Below are 17,034 nucleotides of genomic sequence, written 5' to 3'. Positions count from 1 at the left end.
AATGTTTATTAATAACAAATTTTTACGCTGCCAACAACAAAGAATAAAAAAATGTGCAGAAAAGACAGATTCGTATCAATTTTTTAACCTGCTCACCTGCCCTGAACTGCTATCAAGAATTGACACCTTATTACCTGAACATCGAGAGCGACTTTATCCGCCCACAGAAACACTTTCAATTTTTTTAGCACAAGCCTTGAGTGAAGATCGCTCCTGTCAAAAAGCGGTCAATGATGCAGCAATAAAACGTATCATTGGTGGCCTTGCACCTGTTAGTACCTCTACGGGTGGTTATTGTCGAGCAAGACAGCGTTTGCCATTAGCAATGGTTTCTGACCTAGTTTGCCAGACAGGTGAGCTCATTAACTGTCAAATCCCTGAGCAATGGCGCTGGCATGGAAGGCGTGTACATTTAATTGATGGAACCACTGTAACAATGCCCGACACCGTTGAAAATCAGGCAGTATATCCTCAGCAGAGTGGTCAAAAACCAGGACTTGGTTTTCCAATTTGTCGGTTGGTTGGCGTTATCTGCCTTTCAAGTGGGGCCGTTTTAAATGCGTCGATAGGACGGTTCAATGGAAAAGGCTCAGATGAGCAAAGTTTGCTTCGTAATATTATAGACACCTTTGATACGGGAGACCTTGTTCTTGGCGATGCTTTTTATGGTACCTATTTTTTGTTAGCTTCACTGCGTGAAAAAGGCATTGATGCCGTCTTTGAGCAAATGGGCGCGCGTAAACGGGTAACTGACTTTAGGAAAGGCAAACGAATAGGCACCAGAGATCACTTAATCGAACTAACCAAACCAAAGATCAAACCAGACTGGATGACACAAGCGCACTATGATGTTGCACCGAAAACGTTACTTATCCGTGAGTTAAGCACTCATGGCAAGATACTCATAACAACATTGCTATGCCCTAAAGAAGCATCGAAACCAGAACTCAAGGTTTTGTATAAAAAACGCTGGCAGATTGAAGTTGATTTCCGGAATATAAAAACGACGATGGGCATGGAAACGCTCAGCTGTAAAACACCCGAAATGAGTGAAAAGGAGATATGGGTCTATTTTCTGGCCTATAATCTGATTCGACTATTGATGGCTCAAACGGCTTTATTAGTCGATATATTACCACGCCAGCTTAGCTTTAAGCATACACTACAATTGTGGTTGGCATGGACTCAACAGACGGCTCTTACTGGTACAGGAGTCATTGAAGAATCATTATTTGTATTAATTGCTCAGCAGCGGGTTGGAAATCGTTCTGGTCGAATAGAGCCTCGTGCAGTAAAAAGAAGACCAAAGCCTTTTTCCTTGTTAATGAAACCTAGAGAAGAAGCAAGAGCAGTGATTAGAAAGAATGGACACCCGAAGAAAATAAAGTAACTCACTGTGATTTATGTGTTTTATTCTTAAGTAAGTGCCATTCGAGTCAGACTCTAACTTTGTAGGGAAAATATTTCTTGACAAAATATATGACCGGTCGTATTCTATAAGTCAATTATGATAAACAAGCAATCCAAACGCACAAGATTACTCGACCAAGGTGTTTATCTGTTGATGAACCAGGGCTATCATGCGACAGGTATTAACGAAATTGTAAGTGCCGTACAGGTGCCCAAAGGTTCATTTTATAGCTATTTTGATAGCAAAGAAGAATTTGCTGCTCAAGCTATTACCCATTATATAGAACCCTTTATTCAGCTATTAACGAGGCATCTACAACATTCACAGGTTGACCCGCTCACTGCTTTAAAAAACTACTATGCAGAGCTTATTGTTGCAGTGGAAAAGAATGGATACAAAGGGGGATGTTTACTGGGCAACCTGATGGGGGAAATTGGCGATACCAGTGAACGATGCAATCAGGCACTAAAATCAGCTGTCGAGCGCTACAAAGTGCTGCAATATAAGGCATTACTGCAAGCACAGAAAGAAGGCACGGTACGTACTGACAGGAGCGCCGAAATTATGGCTAACTTGTTGGTAAACAACTGGCAAGGCGCGTTGTTACGGATGAAAATTGAACAGTCTGTGCAACCGTTACAAGAGTTTTGTGACACCTTACTGTATGATTATTTTATTGCCTAGCTGATTGTAGGGTAGGAACAAAGCAAAACGAGACAGCGAGCGGTTGTGTCGTTTTTTTAACGATCAATCTAAGATGACTGGTCAGCTAATAACTATAGGATTTTGATATGAGCGAAGAAAAAACCTTAATGGATTTTGTTAAACAAGCAAAATCACAAATACGCGAAATTGATGTATTAAATGTTAAACCTCTCTTGGATGAAGGCTATCAGGTACTGGATGTACGGGAACCTGCAGAATTTATATCAGGTACTATTGAAGGCGCATTAAATATTCCTCGTGGAATACTGGAAGCGGCGGCTGACCGTCAATACGCGGGCCGCCGTGAAGAATTGATGGATCGTGATAAAAAATGGTTATTACTTTGCGCCAGTTCGGGGCGCTCTGCCATGGCGGCGGCTGTGATGCAACAAATGGGCTTTAAAAATATCAGGAATATAAATGGCGGCATTACAGCCTGGAAAGCGGCTGAATTAGCGGTGAAAATTCCACCACAGTCATAAGCATTAATCATTTAAAAAACTTTTTAACTAACAAACTTTTAAGCGATATGGCCATGATGGCCTATATCGTTTTTTTTAACGACCAACTAAAGATGACTGGTCATATAACCGCATAGGAGGCAATATGCCTAAATATATTATTGAACGAGAAATCCCTAATGCAGGCCAATTAACTGCAACTGAATTACAACAAGTATCACAAAAATCCTGCTGTATTCTGAACGATATGGGGCCACAAATTCAGTGGGTGGAAAGTTATGTAACGGACGATAAGATCTATTGCATTTATATCGCCCCCGATAAACAAAGCATTAAAACACATGCAGAACGTGGTGAATTTCCGGCAAATTCTATTGCCGAAGTAAAAACCATGATTAATCCAACAACTGCAGAACAGTGCGGAGGTTAAGTACCATGAAAATACAATGGGATAAACAAACATGCACGCACTCCGGCAACTGTGTTGAATCACTGCCCGAGGTATTTAAAGTGGCAGACGGACAATTTGTGATCGAACCGGACAAAGCGACTGACGCTGAAATCACCAAAGTAATCAATCAATGTCCTTCCGGCGCTCTTAAACAAATCGACTGACTAAATAAAACGGGGCTTCTTGTCCACGGTGCTAGATATTCATTATCGATGCACCTGGCAAGTTGACCCTTCACTGAATAATCAATTGAAGGAGTCATTATGACTAGCTCGACAAAACGCATTATCGTCGTTGGCGGTGGGATTGGCGGCACGATGACCGCTAACAACTTAGTCGCTAAATTTTATCCGGAGATTCTAAAAGGTGAAATTGAGATTATGATGCTCTCAAACTCCCCTAACCATATTTACAAGCCAGCCAATATGTATGTGGCTTTTAATGCTTTTCATCCTCATGAATTAGTCCGTAAGCAACGTTCATTATTACGCCCGGAAATTATTTTTCATGTCGATGGCGTGGAAGGCTTTGAATTTGAGCAAAATCGCGTCCTCTGTGAAAGTGGCAAGCGATACGATTATGAGTATCTTGTTATTTCAACAGGCTGTATTCCGGCGCCAGAACGCATTGAAGGGTTGAAAGAGGCAGGTGATCATTTTTATCAGACTAAAGCGGCGCAACAACTCGCGCATAAATTACGCACCATCGAAGAGGGACGCATATTTATTACGGTCAATTTCCCCAAAACCCCTAACGTACCTCATCAATGTGGTATTGCCCCAATCGAAACCACGTTAATGCTTGATGAATATTTACGTAAACGCGGCGTGCGCGACCGTGTAGAGATTATTTACAGTTATCCTACCGTCTCTCAATTATTGCGTAATTGTTTATTTTTACAGAAACCCACCTGTGATGTGTTGCCTACTATTTTCGATAGTAAAAATATTAAATATCAACGCGGCTTTACTTTAGATAAGGTCGATCCCGAAGCAAAAATAGCTTATTCGGAGGAAGGAAAATCCCAGGAATTCGATATTTTAATGGCCACTCCACCTATCCGTGCGGTAGATGCCGTTATTAATTCAGGAAAGTCAGAAGCACAAAACAATGAAGGCTGGTTACCTACTGACTTTGAAACCTTAAAAATGTATGGTACCGAAAATGTCTATGTGATGGGGGATACCGTTGATTTGCCAGTGAGTAAAGCCGGAGGCACGTGTCATAACCAATCACCTGTTATCGTGGAAAATATCGCTTCGGAAATTCGTCGCGGTTATACCTCTGCTATCTATGATGGGAAAGTACAGGCGATCGCTCAAATGGGGTTGGAAGCTGGCATGCCACTCTGGTACGACTATAAACATGATGTACAAGTCGCACCACCTACCAAGCTAGGGGGATTAATGCGTAAAACATTTAATCGCGGTATTTATTGGGCTGTTGCACGTGGAATAGTTTGATTACAGAGGAATTACTTATGTCTGAAGAAAAGCAGTTAAATACAAATGTAGAAAAACTTATGTCGGATACGGCCCTTAATGACCCTGCAACCCTCGAAGGCATTAAGAACTTAATCGATAAAACAGCTCCCTTAGTACAAGCCGGTCGGTTCGACAACATCATCGATTTATTGTCAGTCATATCAGACAATATCGAATTTCTTGATGAAGCGGCACTGGAAAAAACTACTAAAGTAGGCGAGGAAATTTTAGCACTGGGCTGGACAGGTGGTAATGCTGTGCGTATGGCGAATGCACAAACAGAAGCATTAGAAAAGCCTCCCGGTTTGTTTCAATTGATCAGTTCCCTAAACGATCCCGATGTCCGTCGTTCATTGCATTTTTTTATCGGGACTATGCGTATTATTGGCCAGCAGATGAAAAATGATTAATCTCTATGCACGATAAAAAATTTCAACAAAACAAAAGAGATTGATTTGCAATATATGAGTGTCTAGTATAGGTAGAGTGGGTCGAGCGTTAGCGGAGCTCATGTTATCATCTTAATCATAACCTATTTAACAGGTCATTAAATTGTAGTGACCCACTTAATGGGAGAGACTATTGTTCACTCAGTTATGCAGACTAAAGAGCCTCTCACTTCACAGATTACTGTTCAGTAGAGCAACTCTTTAGCCTGTTGATCTTATTTTTCACCAAACTTAATTTATAAACACGATTATTTTCATGAGGATTTATCTATGCTGAATGGTATTGATGTTGATGCATTAAAAAATATAACAGGCCAAGTTACCAACGACCCGCAGCAAGGTATGACCTCATGGGGCGTAACAACCACCTGGCAAGGCGGCACACGCTCTGATACACAGGTTAATGCTTTTTCAGTAGGAGGTGAAAAGGTAGAAAGAAATTTTAACCTTAAAGTAGACGAGCCATCTGAATTTTTAGGCACCAACCAATTTGCAAACCCTCAAGATTATCTGTTAACCGCTTTGAATGCCTGCATAATAGTCGGGTACGCAACACTTTGTGCTGTTGAAGGCATTAAAATAGATACTCTGCGCATAGAAACAACTGGAGATATTGATTTACGGGGTTTTCTGGGAATAGACCCAACTATCAAGAACGGCTACGACACAGTAAAATTTACTGTTTTTATAACGGGAGATGCAACAGCCGAACAATTTGAAAAAATTCATGAAAGGGTTAAGGCGAGCTCTCCCAATTTATTTAATTTGGCGAACCCGATTAACTTTGAAACATCGTTAAAAGTCACAGACCATCCTTTACCCTATTGAAAATAAAGCAGTGTAACTAACCTGCTCTAATCCTCTGGAGAAATGTTTATGAAAAAAACATATATTTTAAAAAAATCACTTATTATTTTAACTTTACTTTATCCAATGCTGGCACAAGCTGAAATTTTAGCGTTAGTTAATTATCAAAGTAAACCCGATCAAACGCCAAAACGGGAAGGCATAGCGATTATTGATCTTGATTTCAATTCTGGTAATTTTGGAAAAATTGTAACGGATATTCCATTACCTACTGATTTAGTGGCACATCATATTTTTTATAACAAAAATATGACCAAAGCTTATGTCGCTTCCTTGGGTAGCAATCCCTTGCAAGTAATCGATATGACAAAACAACCTTTTGAACTTAAGACCATTTCTGTTCCTGAGTGTCAGGTAGCTGAAGACCTGGTCTTTTCAGACGATGAAGAAAGATGGTATGTCACCTGTATGGGTTCTAGCAATGTCATTATGGGTGATGCACAAACAGATAAACAGATTAAAGTCATTGCTGCACCCAAAACAGCGACAAGCAAAAAATTTATTCGCCATCCGCACGGTATTGGCATAAACGATGAAATTAATCGAATTGTCATTGCTAACACGGTGCACCCAACTGATTTAGGAGATGCCGATGAAACAGTAACGGTCATTAAAGCCCGTAGCGGTAAAATACTCTCTACGCATAAAATGTCAGAAAAAGCATCACCTTCAGGCTCAGCCCCTGTTGAGGCGGTATTTTTACCTAAATCAAATCCAGTACGGCTTTATATCAATACCATGTTTGGCAATACCTTGTGGACAGGCGTCTGGAATAGCATGAGTCAAAATTTTAGTTTTTCACAAATTTTTGATTTTAACCCTTTAAAACAAGGCGTTCCTTTAGAAATTTACTTTAGCCATAAACTTGACAAAATGTATATTACGACAGCAAGTCCAGGTTATTTAAATATTTTCGATATTAAAAATCCAGCTAAACCGATACTTGAAAAATCGATTGCTACGGCAGAGGGCGCACATCATGTTGTTTTTTCTCCTGATGAACGTTATGCCTTTGTGCAAAATAACCTTTTAAATTTACCTGGTATGAATGACGGTTCTATTACGGTAGTTGATTTGCAAAAATCGACTGTGAAAATGACGATTGATACTTTTAAAGATCAAGGTCTAAATGCAAACAATATTGTTATGATGCCGAAATGGCATCATGATAATGCCCATTAAGCACGGTCAATGAAGAAACTAAAAGAGTCAGTCTCTGAGGTATCCCCCTCAAATTTAGGCCGCTTCGAGACTCTCAAAATATCCTTTCAACATCATCTGCGCTAACTCCGAGAGCCCGCCGGAAGATCAAACTGAACATACTTGCAAGCTTTCCGAGCGAGCAAGGAAGGTAACAGAATTAGTAACTACGGTTCTTTTTCGCGTTTGGTCTGCTTCCGGCTTTGTTAGGATCGAGCTGGATCTCTATACACAATCAAATGTTTCCGGCCTTTAGGTTTGCGATAGAATGCTGCTAACAACACATGACGCATCCAATGATGCCGCCCCTTCTTACCAGGAAAAAAAGCCTGCACTCAACTTACGTAGAGAAGATTTATTACCTTTGTTATGACATCTTATTCAGAACTCAGGTTAAATATGGTTATTTCTGCCTCCTAATATTAAATTTCACAGACGACAGGTATGTTGACATTGGGGGAGTATCGATGCTAAATTTCCACCTCTAATAACTAAAGATGTACGGCTTTGTATCGTAGTCTTTTATTCCAACTGAACACCGCAAGATGCTGCGTTTCTGGACGATTTGAGAGAATCTCACCCTGCAAATCCAAACTACACTTTTGTCGCTACGATGGCGCAGATGAAAAAGTCCAGACGCGAGTGGCATGTGGAAAGCAGACTTATCAGCAAAGCCATGCTCCTGAAATACATCGACAGCCCACCCGAGATGGTGAATGCGATGCGGTAAATACTGAGCGAAGCAGGCGTTAACGACGACAACATGCGCACGGAAGAGTTTTCAGGCTACTGATGACGACTGTATTAGGTGCTTACTAAAGGAGACACAGCATGAATATTACCGCACAACCCTTAATTGCAGAGAATCCTGCATTGTCTCCATGGTGGCTGCGCACAGTATTGATCGTAATGGTATTGGGCTTTGCGGGGCTAATCACCATCACATCGTTGGCTTATCGTAATGCTCCACCGATCCCCACACAGGTACTTGATGCGCAAGGCGTACCCTTGTTTACCGGCGATGACATCAGCGAGGGCCAGGCAATCTTTCTCAAATACGGATTGATGAACAACGGCAGTATCTGGGGGCATGGCGCATACCTGGGGCCGGATTATTCGGCCGAGGCATTGCACCGTATCGGCGAAGACACTGCCACGGCTATTGCGCAACAACAATATCACCAGCCACTAGTTGCACTGACACCCGGTCAACTAGCGGCTGTGTATGCGCAAGTGGCGGTCGAACTAAAAACCAATCATTATGATGCCGCCAGCACAACGCTGCATCTGACCCGGTCGGAAACCACGGCTTACCATAAGCAGATTGCTTATTGGACAGATTATTTTCTGAACCCCGAACGTAACGGTGGACTCCAGCGTGGCCTGATCAGCGATCCAACTGAATTGCAGCAAATTACCGCCTTCGTGACTTGGACAGCTTGGGCCTCGGTGACTAATCGCCCCGATGAGAACTATTCCTATACCAACAATTTTCCATACGACCCTAGTGTTGGTAATACAGCCATTCCCGATGCACTGTTGTGGAGTGCATTGAGTCTTATCGTATTGCTGGCCGGCATTGGTATCGTATTATTGATGTTCGGCAAATTCGATTATCTTGGTTGGATTAGCAGCGGAGAGCATGTACATCCCCATCTGCTACCGGGTCAAGCCAGCGCCGGTCAACTAGCACTGGTGAAATTTTTTGTGGTGGTCGCTCTGCTGTTTCTTGCCCAGACTTTGGTGGGCGGTGCAACGGCACACTATCGCGCCGACCCTGGCAGTTTTTACGGCCTTGAACTGGAAGCCATATTTCCCAGCAATCTGATGCGTACCTGGCATCTGCAATTAGCCGTTTTCTGGATAGCTACTGCCTTTGTCGCCGCGGCCTTGTTTCTCGGCCGATCGCTACGCAAGGATGAACCGCGCTGGTTAGCAGGCTGGGTAAATCTGTTATTCGCTGCTTTCGTCGTGGTCATAGGCGGCAGCCTGATAGGTGAGTGGGCGGGGATTTCTCAAATGCTGGGTCAATGGTGGTTCTGGCTCGGCAATCAGGGTTGGGAATACCTGGAGCTCGGCCGGCTGTGGCAGTACTTGCTGATTGTCGGTCTATTGGTGTGGTTTGCGATATTATTTAAGTTGGTGCAGCCGAAATCCTTGTGTGAGCCAGTCGCGAAACCTTTGGTAAGGTTGTTTCTGTTGGCTTCCCTGGCAATTCCGCTGTTCTACATACCAGCACTCTTCTATGGGGCCAAGACTAACTTCACCGTGGTCGATACCTGGCGTTTTTGGATCATTCATCTATGGGTCGAAGGTTTCTTTGAATTCTTCGCCACCACATTGGTGGCGTTGATGTTTTATCAACTGGGTCTTACCCGACTTAATGTTGCGCTTCGAGTGATTTACCTCGATGCCATTTTATATTTCGCTGGCGGCCTGATCGGCACCGGTCATCACTGGTATTTTACCGGCCAAAGTAGTGTCAACATGGCGATGTCGGCCATGGTCTCAGTACTGGAAGTGGTGCCGCTGACACTGCTAACCCTGGACGCCTGGGATTTTGTCCGCACCACACGTGCTGATTGCGATATTTGCGGCAAATCAGTCGCCATACCGCATAAATGGACTTTCTACTTTTTGATGGCTGTCGGCTTCTGGAACTTCGTCGGCGCCGGTATTTTCGGCTTTCTCATCAACCTGCCTATCGTCAGCTACTATGAGGTCGGCACCCAACTAACGCCCAACCATGGCCATGCCGCGATGATGGGCGTATTTGGCATGCTGGCACTGGCGCTGATGGTTTTTGTGTTGCGCCAGACCAGCGATGAAGCACGCTGGGTCGACATCGAGAAATACGTTAAGGTCGGATTTTGGGGCAGCAACGTCGGCCTGGCTCTAATGCTAAGCATGAGTTTGTTCCCCAGCGGCGTGTTACAGGTCTGGGATGTCGTTCAGCATGGTTATTGGCACGCGCGTAGCCTTGACTACATTGGCAGCGAGCGCTCGCGCCTGATTGAATGGCTACGACTCCCCGGTGACTTGGTATTTATTCTATTGGGTGCCGTACCGTTGGTCATAGCCTCCATCAAGGGTTGGCTGGGTGCGCGCTGTGTGGAATAAATAATCCTATCGATAAAACAGGTCTCGATAGCGGGGCTTTTGACTGCTGTGGAGGCCATTGAAAATGGTCACCTCATAAATGCAACAGCCAGAACATTATCGATTCAGGATTAAAAGGGTATATAACCAACCTGACAAGCATGACGGCCGACGCATTCTTGTGGATAGGCTTTGGCCGCGCGGTTTGATCAAGGATAAAGCCGAATCATCGACATGAGAGTTTTCAGCCCAGATCTAAAGCTAACGGATCTAATATTTTGCAGTTATAGGCATTTGCCTGCCGTTGCCAAAGGCTCTTGCACGTAATCTAATAATTGGTGGTGCTTGAAAGCGCTTATATTCATTATGGGCAATCATTTTTCTAACTTTATTAACCAGAGCTGGATCAGTTTCATCTAATTGAGTAATATAATTTTTCACATGTGCATATTCAATTTCTGATAATTGTTTGCCTTCAATTAAATATTTCAGAATTTCATCTAAAACTTCATAGGGCGGTAAAGTATCAGTATCTTTCTGATTGACTGCTAATTCAGCTGACGGCTCTTTGTTAATAATATTCATCGGGATAACATCATATCCTGCGCGATTGTTAATATATTCAGATAGACTGTAAACCTCTGTTTTATAGAGATCACCTAATAGGTTCAACCCTCCGTTAGTATCACCATAGAGCGTACAGTAACCAATGGATATTTCAGATTTGTTTCCTGTGGATAACAGTAAGGCATCAAATTCATTAGAATATTCCATCAAGATTGTGCCACGAATCCGGGCTTGTAAATTTTCTAAAGTAAGTCCTTGCAATGTTTTGTTAAATGCTTTGCTGAAATCGATTGAATATTGTTCAACCAGTTGTTTAATCGGGTGATTAATCAACTTTACCCCCAGGTTTTCACACAGTTTCTTTGAATCAGAGACCGAGCCTTTACTAGAAAAAACCGAAGGCATCGTAATTCCGATAACATTATCAGCACTTAATGCATCAACGGCTAAAGTCAGGGTGAGAGCTGAGTCAATTCCACCAGATAAGCCAATCACTACTTTATTAAAACCACATCGGCGAGAGTAGTCTCTTAAACCTAATATTATCTGCTTAAATGCCAGTTCATTATTGGAGGATGTACACGGGCTAGAAGAATAATTCTTAAAGCCTTGTGCATCAAAACAAATATATTCTTGAGTAGCAGTAAACTGCGCTGCTTCATAGATAACAACACCTTTGTCATTTATTGCAAAAGAAGCGCCATCGAACACCAGACTATCCTGGCCACCGACTGAATTAACCGATAACAGAGGTAGCTGATAATGTCTGGCAACGTTTGACAAAATATTATGCCGTTGCTCTCGCTTGCCTATATTTGATGGGCTAGCATTAATAATTATTAGTAGCTCAGGTTTTTGTACTACTAATGCTCTAAAAGGGTTTACAGTGTACTTTCGTTCAGAATCATTCCAGCTATCTTCGCAGATTAACAAGCCAATTTTTATGTTGTTCACTGTAATTAAACAGGGGACTGCCGGTCCAGGCTCGAAGTGCCTTCGTTCATCAAATACATTGTAAGTAGGTAGCAACTGCTTGTAATACTCGGCGATAACTTTACCGTTGCTAATAACGACCAGGGCATTATAAAAGGGATTTCCTGAGCCTTTATTTCTACGGACTGTACCAATAATACTGGTGAGTTCTGGGAACTGATTTGAAGCTTCAAGTAAATGAGATAAAGCTTGGTCGGATTGGTGTATAAAAAAAGGCTCATAAATTAAATCATATGGATAATAGCCACAAAGAGATAATTCAGGAAATACCAGAAGGTCAGTGCTTTTCCTTGCTGCTGCTTGCATGGCATCGATCATCATGTTTGTATTGCCCGTAAAATCAGCAACGGTAGAGTTCATCTGCTTAATAGCAATTTTAAGCATATTGCAATCCCTTCGATTGTGTATGAGAAATGTATGCTCTTAGTACTGAAGTATATAGGAAAAAAAGGGGGTAGATCCTGATGTGCCCACTCAAATTAACTATAAAAAACATAGAGATATACGCTTTTTTTGATATAAGATGGAATAAATAAAAGCTTTTCCGGCTAAGACATTTGATTATTAGTCATATCACCTCAATGCCTGATGGCATTTATATCAGTTGCCAATACCATGAATGCTTTTTTGTAGCATTGACTTCCTTCTATTCATATCGCACACTTTCAAGCACTGATGTCCAAAGTCGAAGCGGGTTTAGAGAACAGAGCAAGAATAGAGGCTCAGGTCCTGAATTTCGAATTCAGGAATAAAATCAGGAGTAGAGTAAAAAACAGATTGCTAATATGGTGCTCCACCGGAGCGCGACATTAACGCACCTGTGTTAATGTCGCATTACAACCTAACCGCTACGCCAGATAGAGAACAATAACCAGATTCCGCCCATAAAAGCACCGACAAACCCTATCAGTCCGAGAAATGAAGAGGCTCCACCTTCCACTGTGGAAACGATAGAGCTACCGACAATTAAAGCTGAAGTGATCAGGCTGACTGATAAACGATTCACTACTCTGTCTAACTCTTTAGCTAACCACTCAGGTTTTGCAATATCAAGGCGTACACCTAACGCTCCACGTCGCGCCAGATCCAGTAAGCGGTGCAAGTCGTTGGGCAGTTCGGTTAACAACTCGAGCATACCGGAAAAACTTTGCCAGCTTTGCTTTACAATGGCATCGGGGGTATAGCGCTTGAATAAAGCTCGCTGTAAAAAAGGGGTCGCTACCTGCACAATATTAAAATCTGGATCTAATTGCCGTCCCATTCCTTCCAGAGTAATTAACGTTTTCATTAGCAAAGTCAGATCAGGAGGCAACTTTAGCTGATGATCTCGCAACAAGGTGGTCAAATCATTTAAAAAACCTGCTATATCTATATCTTTAAGTGAAACATCATGATATTGATCAATTAAGCCATCTACATCGGTAGTTAGACTCTCCGTGTTTGCCAGTGTATCACCCGCCCATTTCAATAAAATCCTGACCACCTGGCTGGTATTTCTGGCAACAACCCCCTGTAAAAGATGCACAAGCTGAGAGCGCCGTTCCTCAGTCAATCGACCCACCATGCCAAAATCAATAAATGCTATACGATTTTCGGGTAGAAAAAACAGATTGCCAGGATGCGGGTCAGCATGGAAAAAGCCATCTTCCAAAACCATTTTCATCACTATTTCTGCGCCATTGCGTGCTAATTGCTTACGATCCAGACCTGCATTATTTATGGCCACAAGGTCACGAGCAGGAATGCCATCAATGTATTCCTGCACATTCATTCGTTCACTGGTCCATTGCCAGTACACTTTGGGAATGATAATAACAGGATCATTGGAAAATGCGCTAGCGATCCGCTCTGCATTGCGACACTCACCCGCCAGATCCAGTTCGCGGCGCATTGATAAGGTAAATTGATGAATAATTTCTTTAGGTTGAAAGCGACGAAAATCTTTACTTTCCCGTTCGGCAATTTCAGCTATTTGCTTTAACAAACGCAAATCCGCCTCAACCTTGGGTCTAATTCCAGGTCGCCGTACTTTAACGATAACCTGATGCCCTCTTTTTAATCGCGCAAGATAAACTTGACCTATGGATGCGGTTGCAAAAGGCTGGTGATTAAACTCAGAAAAAAAATCGTCAATCTGTCCACCCAGATCTTCTAGTAATTGAGGTTCGATTTCGGAAAAAGGAACTGCCTGTACCTGATCCTGTAGCTTTGCAAACTCATTTATCCATTCTGCAGAAAATAAATCAGCACGAGTTGCCAAAATTTGGCCCAGTTTCACATAAGTAGGCCCCATTTCCTCCAAAGCCCTGCGTACTCGAGCCGGAGGCTCTAGATGAGCTAGCTCTTCTACCTCTGACCAATGTAATACTTTTCCGGCTCGATCAATGATATTCGACAAACCTAGACGCCGAACCATATCACCAAAACCATAACGAATCAGGATTAATGCAATTTCATGTACCCGGCCAAGATCCTTAGCTGCATTTAAAGTTCCTAATATCATTGAACGATATTGTGCTCTTACAGTTGCTGAATGATGCTCATCGATTTACTTTTTTTCGTCAGCAGATAAACTATCTGCAATACCCGCGAGCAAACCACTAGCAATCCTCGCTACAGAAGCACCCGTTGTTTTTGCAATATCAGCTAGCGGAATATTTTTACCTTTGCTGGAAAGAAACGTTCTTAAGTGACTGGAAGTTTCTTCGACAGTACGGCCAACTGAAGTAGAGCTATGCTGCAGATGGTGAACGAGTTTGTTTATGATGTCGGAAGTCACTTTCTGACCGCCTTTTGCGACATCATTCAAAGTATCAAAAAACAGCTTTTCCAGGTCATTTAAGTCAGTTAAAGCACGTTTCAAATCATGCTCGTTAAATTGCTCAACATTATCAGCGGCTTCTTCAATTGCCAGAGAAGAGGCCTGAGCAATCTGGCTTAAAGCATCATCTATCCCTGCGATTGTTTGTTGCAATATTTCTTTTGCTTCGGGTTCACTTTCAGTTGCGCCCTCAACAGCACCATTGACGACTGCCTGCAGAACTTCTTTGATATGCTCAGGCTCCATCTGCCCATTTTTCAAAGCATCAACAACGATTTGTCGAACCTCATTATGAATATCATTACCACGGATTACTGTGTCCCGTGCTGCTAGTTGTTCCTCTTGCCGACTATTTTCAACCATGATTTTCTCCAAAAAAGATATTTAATATTACTGATTTAGACTCTTGCGGGTTCCAGTTCCCCTTCTCTTACTGAGAGTAAAAAGGAATGTTCCATACTCAGCGCAATTTATGGGAATATGCCTCTCTTTAACCCAAACTGACTAATCTGCTTGAGGGGAAATATTCAGTTGTTTATTTTGAATATCCTGCAAAATATCCGGGAGTATTTCTACAGTATTCTTGACCCGGTCATGCAAAAGTATACTAGAGCCACTTTTAATTTTTCGGGTAATTCGCAGTAGCATTTTCTGTACATTAACATTGATAGTATCATAAGACCTTATATTCCAGCCTAACACCTCTAAATTATTTTTTTAATGATAGTGGCAATTACCGGATTAGTTACACCAAACGGAGGTCTAAAAAGTGTGACTTTCTGGTTAATAATCTCTTCTATAACGTAGATACCCTGCATAATTTCTTCTTCAGCCCGGACTAAATCCAGAGTACCAAAATTTGTAGGATGGTGCAGGGTATGTCCACCGACCAAGTGGCCTCTGTTGATAATTTCTCTAACAATATCAGGGTATTTGATGGCGTTTTCCCCGATAAGAAAGAAAACCGCTTGAGCATGATATTGATCTAAAATATCCAGTATTTTTAAGGTCATTTCAGGGGCAGGACCATCATCAAAGCCCAAAAGTACACAGCCTTTTTTTGCATTATTTTTCGCTTTTAAATAGAAATTACAGTTCAGATTCATGGAGAAAAAAAACAATAAAATATACACAAGCGAAATTAGAATAAGTGCTGGTAATAATGCATCTGAGCCACGCAGCAAGATAAATAGCGTTCCTTGAATAACAAGGAACAGAATGCAAACCTGACTGAAATTTAAGATCTTGAATTTAATCAATTTTATGCAAATTAAATGAGACTATAAGCCATCATGATGGCATCTTCGCGCTCACCATTTTCTGCTTTGTAATATCCTGGTCTGACACCAATCTCGTTAAAGCCCATGCTTTCATATAAGGCGATTGCGCCGGCATTAGAGGGACGAACTTCCAGGAAAACACTCTCAGCTTTCCTTGCTTTTGCTGTATCAATAACATGCTGCATAACTTTTCGTCCCAGACCTTGCTGACGCATATCCGGTTCTATACAAATATTAAGCACGGTTGCCTCACCAACAGCCGTTGATACAATACAGAATGCGTTAATTTTATTTTCAGTGTTTTCACACACCCAGCAATCATAATGAGCCGCATTTAAACAGTCATGAAATATCGGTTCTTTCCATGGGTAATTATAACCCTGCCCTTCTATTTCTAGAATTCGTGGTAAATCCGCTTTGCTCATTTTACGAAAACGCATTAGTTCTATTTGGCTTAATGAATCGGGAAAAACTTTGGAGTAAAATTCTCTGTCTGCATCATAGGTCACTAAGCTTTTAATTTGATTGAATACTCGTTTTATCATTATTTTTTATATTTGTTTAAAAGAGTTAAAGCCATCTGCATATCTTGCCATGCTTTTGATTTTTCTGTTAAGGAGCGTAACAAATAGGCAGGGTGATACATGGTAATCAATGGGACACCTGAAAATTGATGTTCAATTCCCCTTAAGTCCGCCAGGGGGGCTTTGCTTTGCAATAATTTATGTGCCGCAATTCTCCCTACAGCAATTAATACTTTAGGTTGAATCAAGGCAATTTGACGTTGCAAAAAGGCGTCACAAGCAACTAACTCCTGAGCCTTTGGATCTCGATCTTCAGGGGGACGACATTTAACTATATGCGTGATATAAACCTGCTCCCTGCTTAGTTGCATTGCCCTCAGCATTTCTGTTAACAACTCGGCTGAATCATCTGCAAACGGCAAGCCTTGCTGCTCTTCTTCAAGACCTGGTGCTTCGGTTATCCACATATAATCTGCATGTTGATTTCCTGCACCAATAACAACTTGCTGTCTAGTCTGGCATAAATCACATTGCTGGCAAGCACGCATTTCAGTATGCAAGCTTGACCAGCTATCCTTTGCAGCGTCAGAGGCCATGGCCTCTATTTCAGTATTTTCGGCAATAATTCTCGGCACCCAGACATCAATACCCATTGCCGATAAATACTGTAATCGTGTTGTATTATCCATAAGTAACCAGTGCTGTAAACTCTAAATAAGCGA

Annotated in this window: 17 protein-coding genes; 11 read left to right on the top strand and 6 right to left on the bottom strand. The window is 42.0% G+C overall.

All coding sequences use genetic code 11. The features are described 5' to 3' along the window. The first annotated feature begins 1 nt into the window (after position 1). The 11 genes from AU255_RS19450 to AU255_RS19395 all read left to right on the top strand — a co-directional run bounded on the left by AU255_RS19450 (position 2) and on the right by AU255_RS19395 (position 10,365). On the top strand, positions 2-1,390 hold the full coding sequence (locus tag AU255_RS19450; RefSeq protein ID WP_080523812.1) for an IS4 family transposase: 1,389 nt from the start codon (positions 2-4) through the stop codon (positions 1,388-1,390). Between the two features lie 117 nt (positions 1,391-1,507). Next, positions 1,508-2,095, top strand: a complete 588-nt coding sequence (locus tag AU255_RS19445) for a TetR/AcrR family transcriptional regulator (protein WP_080524544.1) — start codon at positions 1,508-1,510, stop codon at positions 2,093-2,095. A 107-nt stretch (positions 2,096-2,202) separates the two neighbouring features. Continuing rightward, positions 2,203-2,598 carry a rhodanese-like domain-containing protein gene (locus tag AU255_RS19440; RefSeq protein ID WP_080524543.1) on the top strand — a complete coding sequence of 132 codons (396 nt, stop codon included), beginning with the start codon at positions 2,203-2,205 and terminating at the stop codon, positions 2,596-2,598. A gap of 124 nt (positions 2,599-2,722) precedes the next feature. Then, positions 2,723-3,007, top strand: a complete 285-nt coding sequence (locus tag AU255_RS19435; RefSeq protein ID WP_080524542.1) for a DUF4242 domain-containing protein — start codon at positions 2,723-2,725, stop codon at positions 3,005-3,007. Between the two features lie 5 nt (positions 3,008-3,012). After that, positions 3,013-3,192 carry a (4Fe-4S)-binding protein gene (locus tag AU255_RS19430; protein WP_080524541.1) on the top strand — a complete coding sequence of 60 codons (180 nt, stop codon included), beginning with the start codon at positions 3,013-3,015 and terminating at the stop codon, positions 3,190-3,192. A 99-nt stretch (positions 3,193-3,291) separates the two neighbouring features. Continuing rightward, the gene (locus AU255_RS19425; RefSeq protein WP_080524540.1) at positions 3,292-4,491 is read left to right on the top strand and encodes an NAD(P)/FAD-dependent oxidoreductase; all 1,200 of its coding nucleotides are present in this window, start codon (positions 3,292-3,294) and stop codon (positions 4,489-4,491) included. Between the two features lie 17 nt (positions 4,492-4,508). Continuing rightward, positions 4,509-4,922: a DUF1641 domain-containing protein gene (locus tag AU255_RS19420; protein WP_080524539.1), complete on the top strand. Its 414-nt coding sequence runs from the start codon at positions 4,509-4,511 to the stop codon at positions 4,920-4,922. 309 nt (positions 4,923-5,231) lie between these two features. Next, a complete protein-coding gene (locus AU255_RS19415; protein ID WP_080524538.1) occupies positions 5,232-5,789 on the top strand; it encodes an OsmC family protein in 558 nt (185 codons plus the stop codon). A 48-nt stretch (positions 5,790-5,837) separates the two neighbouring features. Further along, complete coding sequence (locus AU255_RS19410) at positions 5,838-7,010, top strand: YncE family protein (RefSeq protein ID WP_080524537.1); 1,173 nt, start codon at positions 5,838-5,840, stop codon at positions 7,008-7,010. An 849-nt stretch (positions 7,011-7,859) separates the two neighbouring features. Further along, the gene (locus AU255_RS19400) at positions 7,860-10,148 is read left to right on the top strand and encodes a nitric-oxide reductase large subunit (protein ID WP_080524536.1); all 2,289 of its coding nucleotides are present in this window, start codon (positions 7,860-7,862) and stop codon (positions 10,146-10,148) included. A 79-nt stretch (positions 10,149-10,227) separates the two neighbouring features. Then, positions 10,228-10,365 (top strand): DUF488 family protein, N3 subclade, encoded by a 138-nt coding sequence (locus AU255_RS19395; protein ID WP_080524535.1) that lies wholly within the window; start codon positions 10,228-10,230, stop codon positions 10,363-10,365. A gap of 32 nt (positions 10,366-10,397) precedes the next feature. On the opposite strand, the gene AU255_RS19390 is transcribed toward AU255_RS19395, so the two are convergent. The 6 genes from AU255_RS19390 to AU255_RS19360 all read right to left on the bottom strand — a co-directional run bounded on the left by AU255_RS19390 (position 10,398) and on the right by AU255_RS19360 (position 17,001). Next, positions 10,398-12,071 (bottom strand): NAD+ synthase, encoded by a 1,674-nt coding sequence (locus AU255_RS19390; RefSeq protein WP_080524534.1) that lies wholly within the window; start codon positions 12,069-12,071, stop codon positions 10,398-10,400. 457 nt (positions 12,072-12,528) lie between these two features. Continuing rightward, positions 12,529-14,190: an ABC1 kinase family protein gene (locus AU255_RS19385; RefSeq protein WP_080524533.1), complete on the bottom strand. Its 1,662-nt coding sequence runs from the start codon at positions 14,188-14,190 to the stop codon at positions 12,529-12,531. Positions 14,191-14,235: 45 nt separating this feature from the next. Further along, positions 14,236-14,871, bottom strand: coding sequence for a DUF6781 family protein (locus AU255_RS19380; protein ID WP_080524532.1), 636 nt, complete (start codon positions 14,869-14,871; stop codon positions 14,236-14,238). 341 nt (positions 14,872-15,212) lie between these two features. Next, positions 15,213-15,692: a polysaccharide deacetylase family protein gene (locus AU255_RS19370; protein WP_080524530.1), complete on the bottom strand. Its 480-nt coding sequence runs from the start codon at positions 15,690-15,692 to the stop codon at positions 15,213-15,215. An 86-nt stretch (positions 15,693-15,778) separates the two neighbouring features. After that, the gene (gene rimI / locus AU255_RS19365; protein ID WP_332889086.1) at positions 15,779-16,333 is read right to left on the bottom strand and encodes a ribosomal protein S18-alanine N-acetyltransferase; all 555 of its coding nucleotides are present in this window, start codon (positions 16,331-16,333) and stop codon (positions 15,779-15,781) included. Continuing rightward, on the bottom strand, positions 16,333-17,001 hold the full coding sequence (locus AU255_RS19360; RefSeq protein ID WP_080524529.1) for a uracil-DNA glycosylase: 669 nt from the start codon (positions 16,999-17,001) through the stop codon (positions 16,333-16,335). The genes rimI and AU255_RS19360 overlap by 1 nt, the downstream gene beginning before the upstream one ends. Positions 17,002-17,034 lie beyond the last annotated feature (33 nt).

Origin of the sequence: Methyloprofundus sedimenti (assembly GCF_002072955.1) — a bacterium.
Taxonomy (GTDB): Bacteria; Pseudomonadota; Gammaproteobacteria; order Methylococcales; family Methylomonadaceae; genus Methyloprofundus; species Methyloprofundus sedimenti.
The sequence above is the reverse complement of the archived record's forward strand: the minus strand, read 5'-3'. Positions and strand labels throughout refer to the sequence as shown.

What these genes read in the sequence shown, in the direction of transcription:
- AU255_RS19385 (WP_080524533.1), bottom strand. Translation starts at nt 14,190, where the DNA reads ATGATATTAGGAACTTTAAATGCAGCTAAGGATCTTGGCCGGGTACAT.
- AU255_RS19425 (WP_080524540.1), top strand. Translation starts at nt 3,292, where the DNA reads ATGACTAGCTCGACAAAACGCATTATCGTCGTTGGCGGTGGGATTGGC.
- AU255_RS19430 (WP_080524541.1), top strand. Translation starts at nt 3,013, where the DNA reads ATGAAAATACAATGGGATAAACAAACATGCACGCACTCCGGCAACTGT.
- AU255_RS19415 (WP_080524538.1), top strand. Translation starts at nt 5,232, where the DNA reads ATGCTGAATGGTATTGATGTTGATGCATTAAAAAATATAACAGGCCAA.
- AU255_RS19380 (WP_080524532.1), bottom strand. Translation starts at nt 14,871, where the DNA reads ATGGTTGAAAATAGTCGGCAAGAGGAACAACTAGCAGCACGGGACACA.
- AU255_RS19390 (WP_080524534.1), bottom strand. Translation starts at nt 12,071, where the DNA reads ATGCTTAAAATTGCTATTAAGCAGATGAACTCTACCGTTGCTGATTTT.
- AU255_RS19435 (WP_080524542.1), top strand. Translation starts at nt 2,723, where the DNA reads ATGCCTAAATATATTATTGAACGAGAAATCCCTAATGCAGGCCAATTA.
- AU255_RS19395 (WP_080524535.1), top strand. Translation starts at nt 10,228, where the DNA reads ATGCAACAGCCAGAACATTATCGATTCAGGATTAAAAGGGTATATAAC.
- AU255_RS19400 (WP_080524536.1), top strand. Translation starts at nt 7,860, where the DNA reads ATGAATATTACCGCACAACCCTTAATTGCAGAGAATCCTGCATTGTCT.
- AU255_RS19450 (WP_080523812.1), top strand. Translation starts at nt 2, where the DNA reads ATGTTTATTAATAACAAATTTTTACGCTGCCAACAACAAAGAATAAAA.
- rimI (WP_332889086.1), bottom strand. Translation starts at nt 16,333, where the DNA reads ATGATAAAACGAGTATTCAATCAAATTAAAAGCTTAGTGACCTATGAT.
- AU255_RS19360 (WP_080524529.1), bottom strand. Translation starts at nt 17,001, where the DNA reads ATGGATAATACAACACGATTACAGTATTTATCGGCAATGGGTATTGAT.
- AU255_RS19440 (WP_080524543.1), top strand. Translation starts at nt 2,203, where the DNA reads ATGAGCGAAGAAAAAACCTTAATGGATTTTGTTAAACAAGCAAAATCA.
- AU255_RS19420 (WP_080524539.1), top strand. Translation starts at nt 4,509, where the DNA reads ATGTCTGAAGAAAAGCAGTTAAATACAAATGTAGAAAAACTTATGTCG.
- AU255_RS19410 (WP_080524537.1), top strand. Translation starts at nt 5,838, where the DNA reads ATGAAAAAAACATATATTTTAAAAAAATCACTTATTATTTTAACTTTA.
- AU255_RS19445 (WP_080524544.1), top strand. Translation starts at nt 1,508, where the DNA reads ATGATAAACAAGCAATCCAAACGCACAAGATTACTCGACCAAGGTGTT.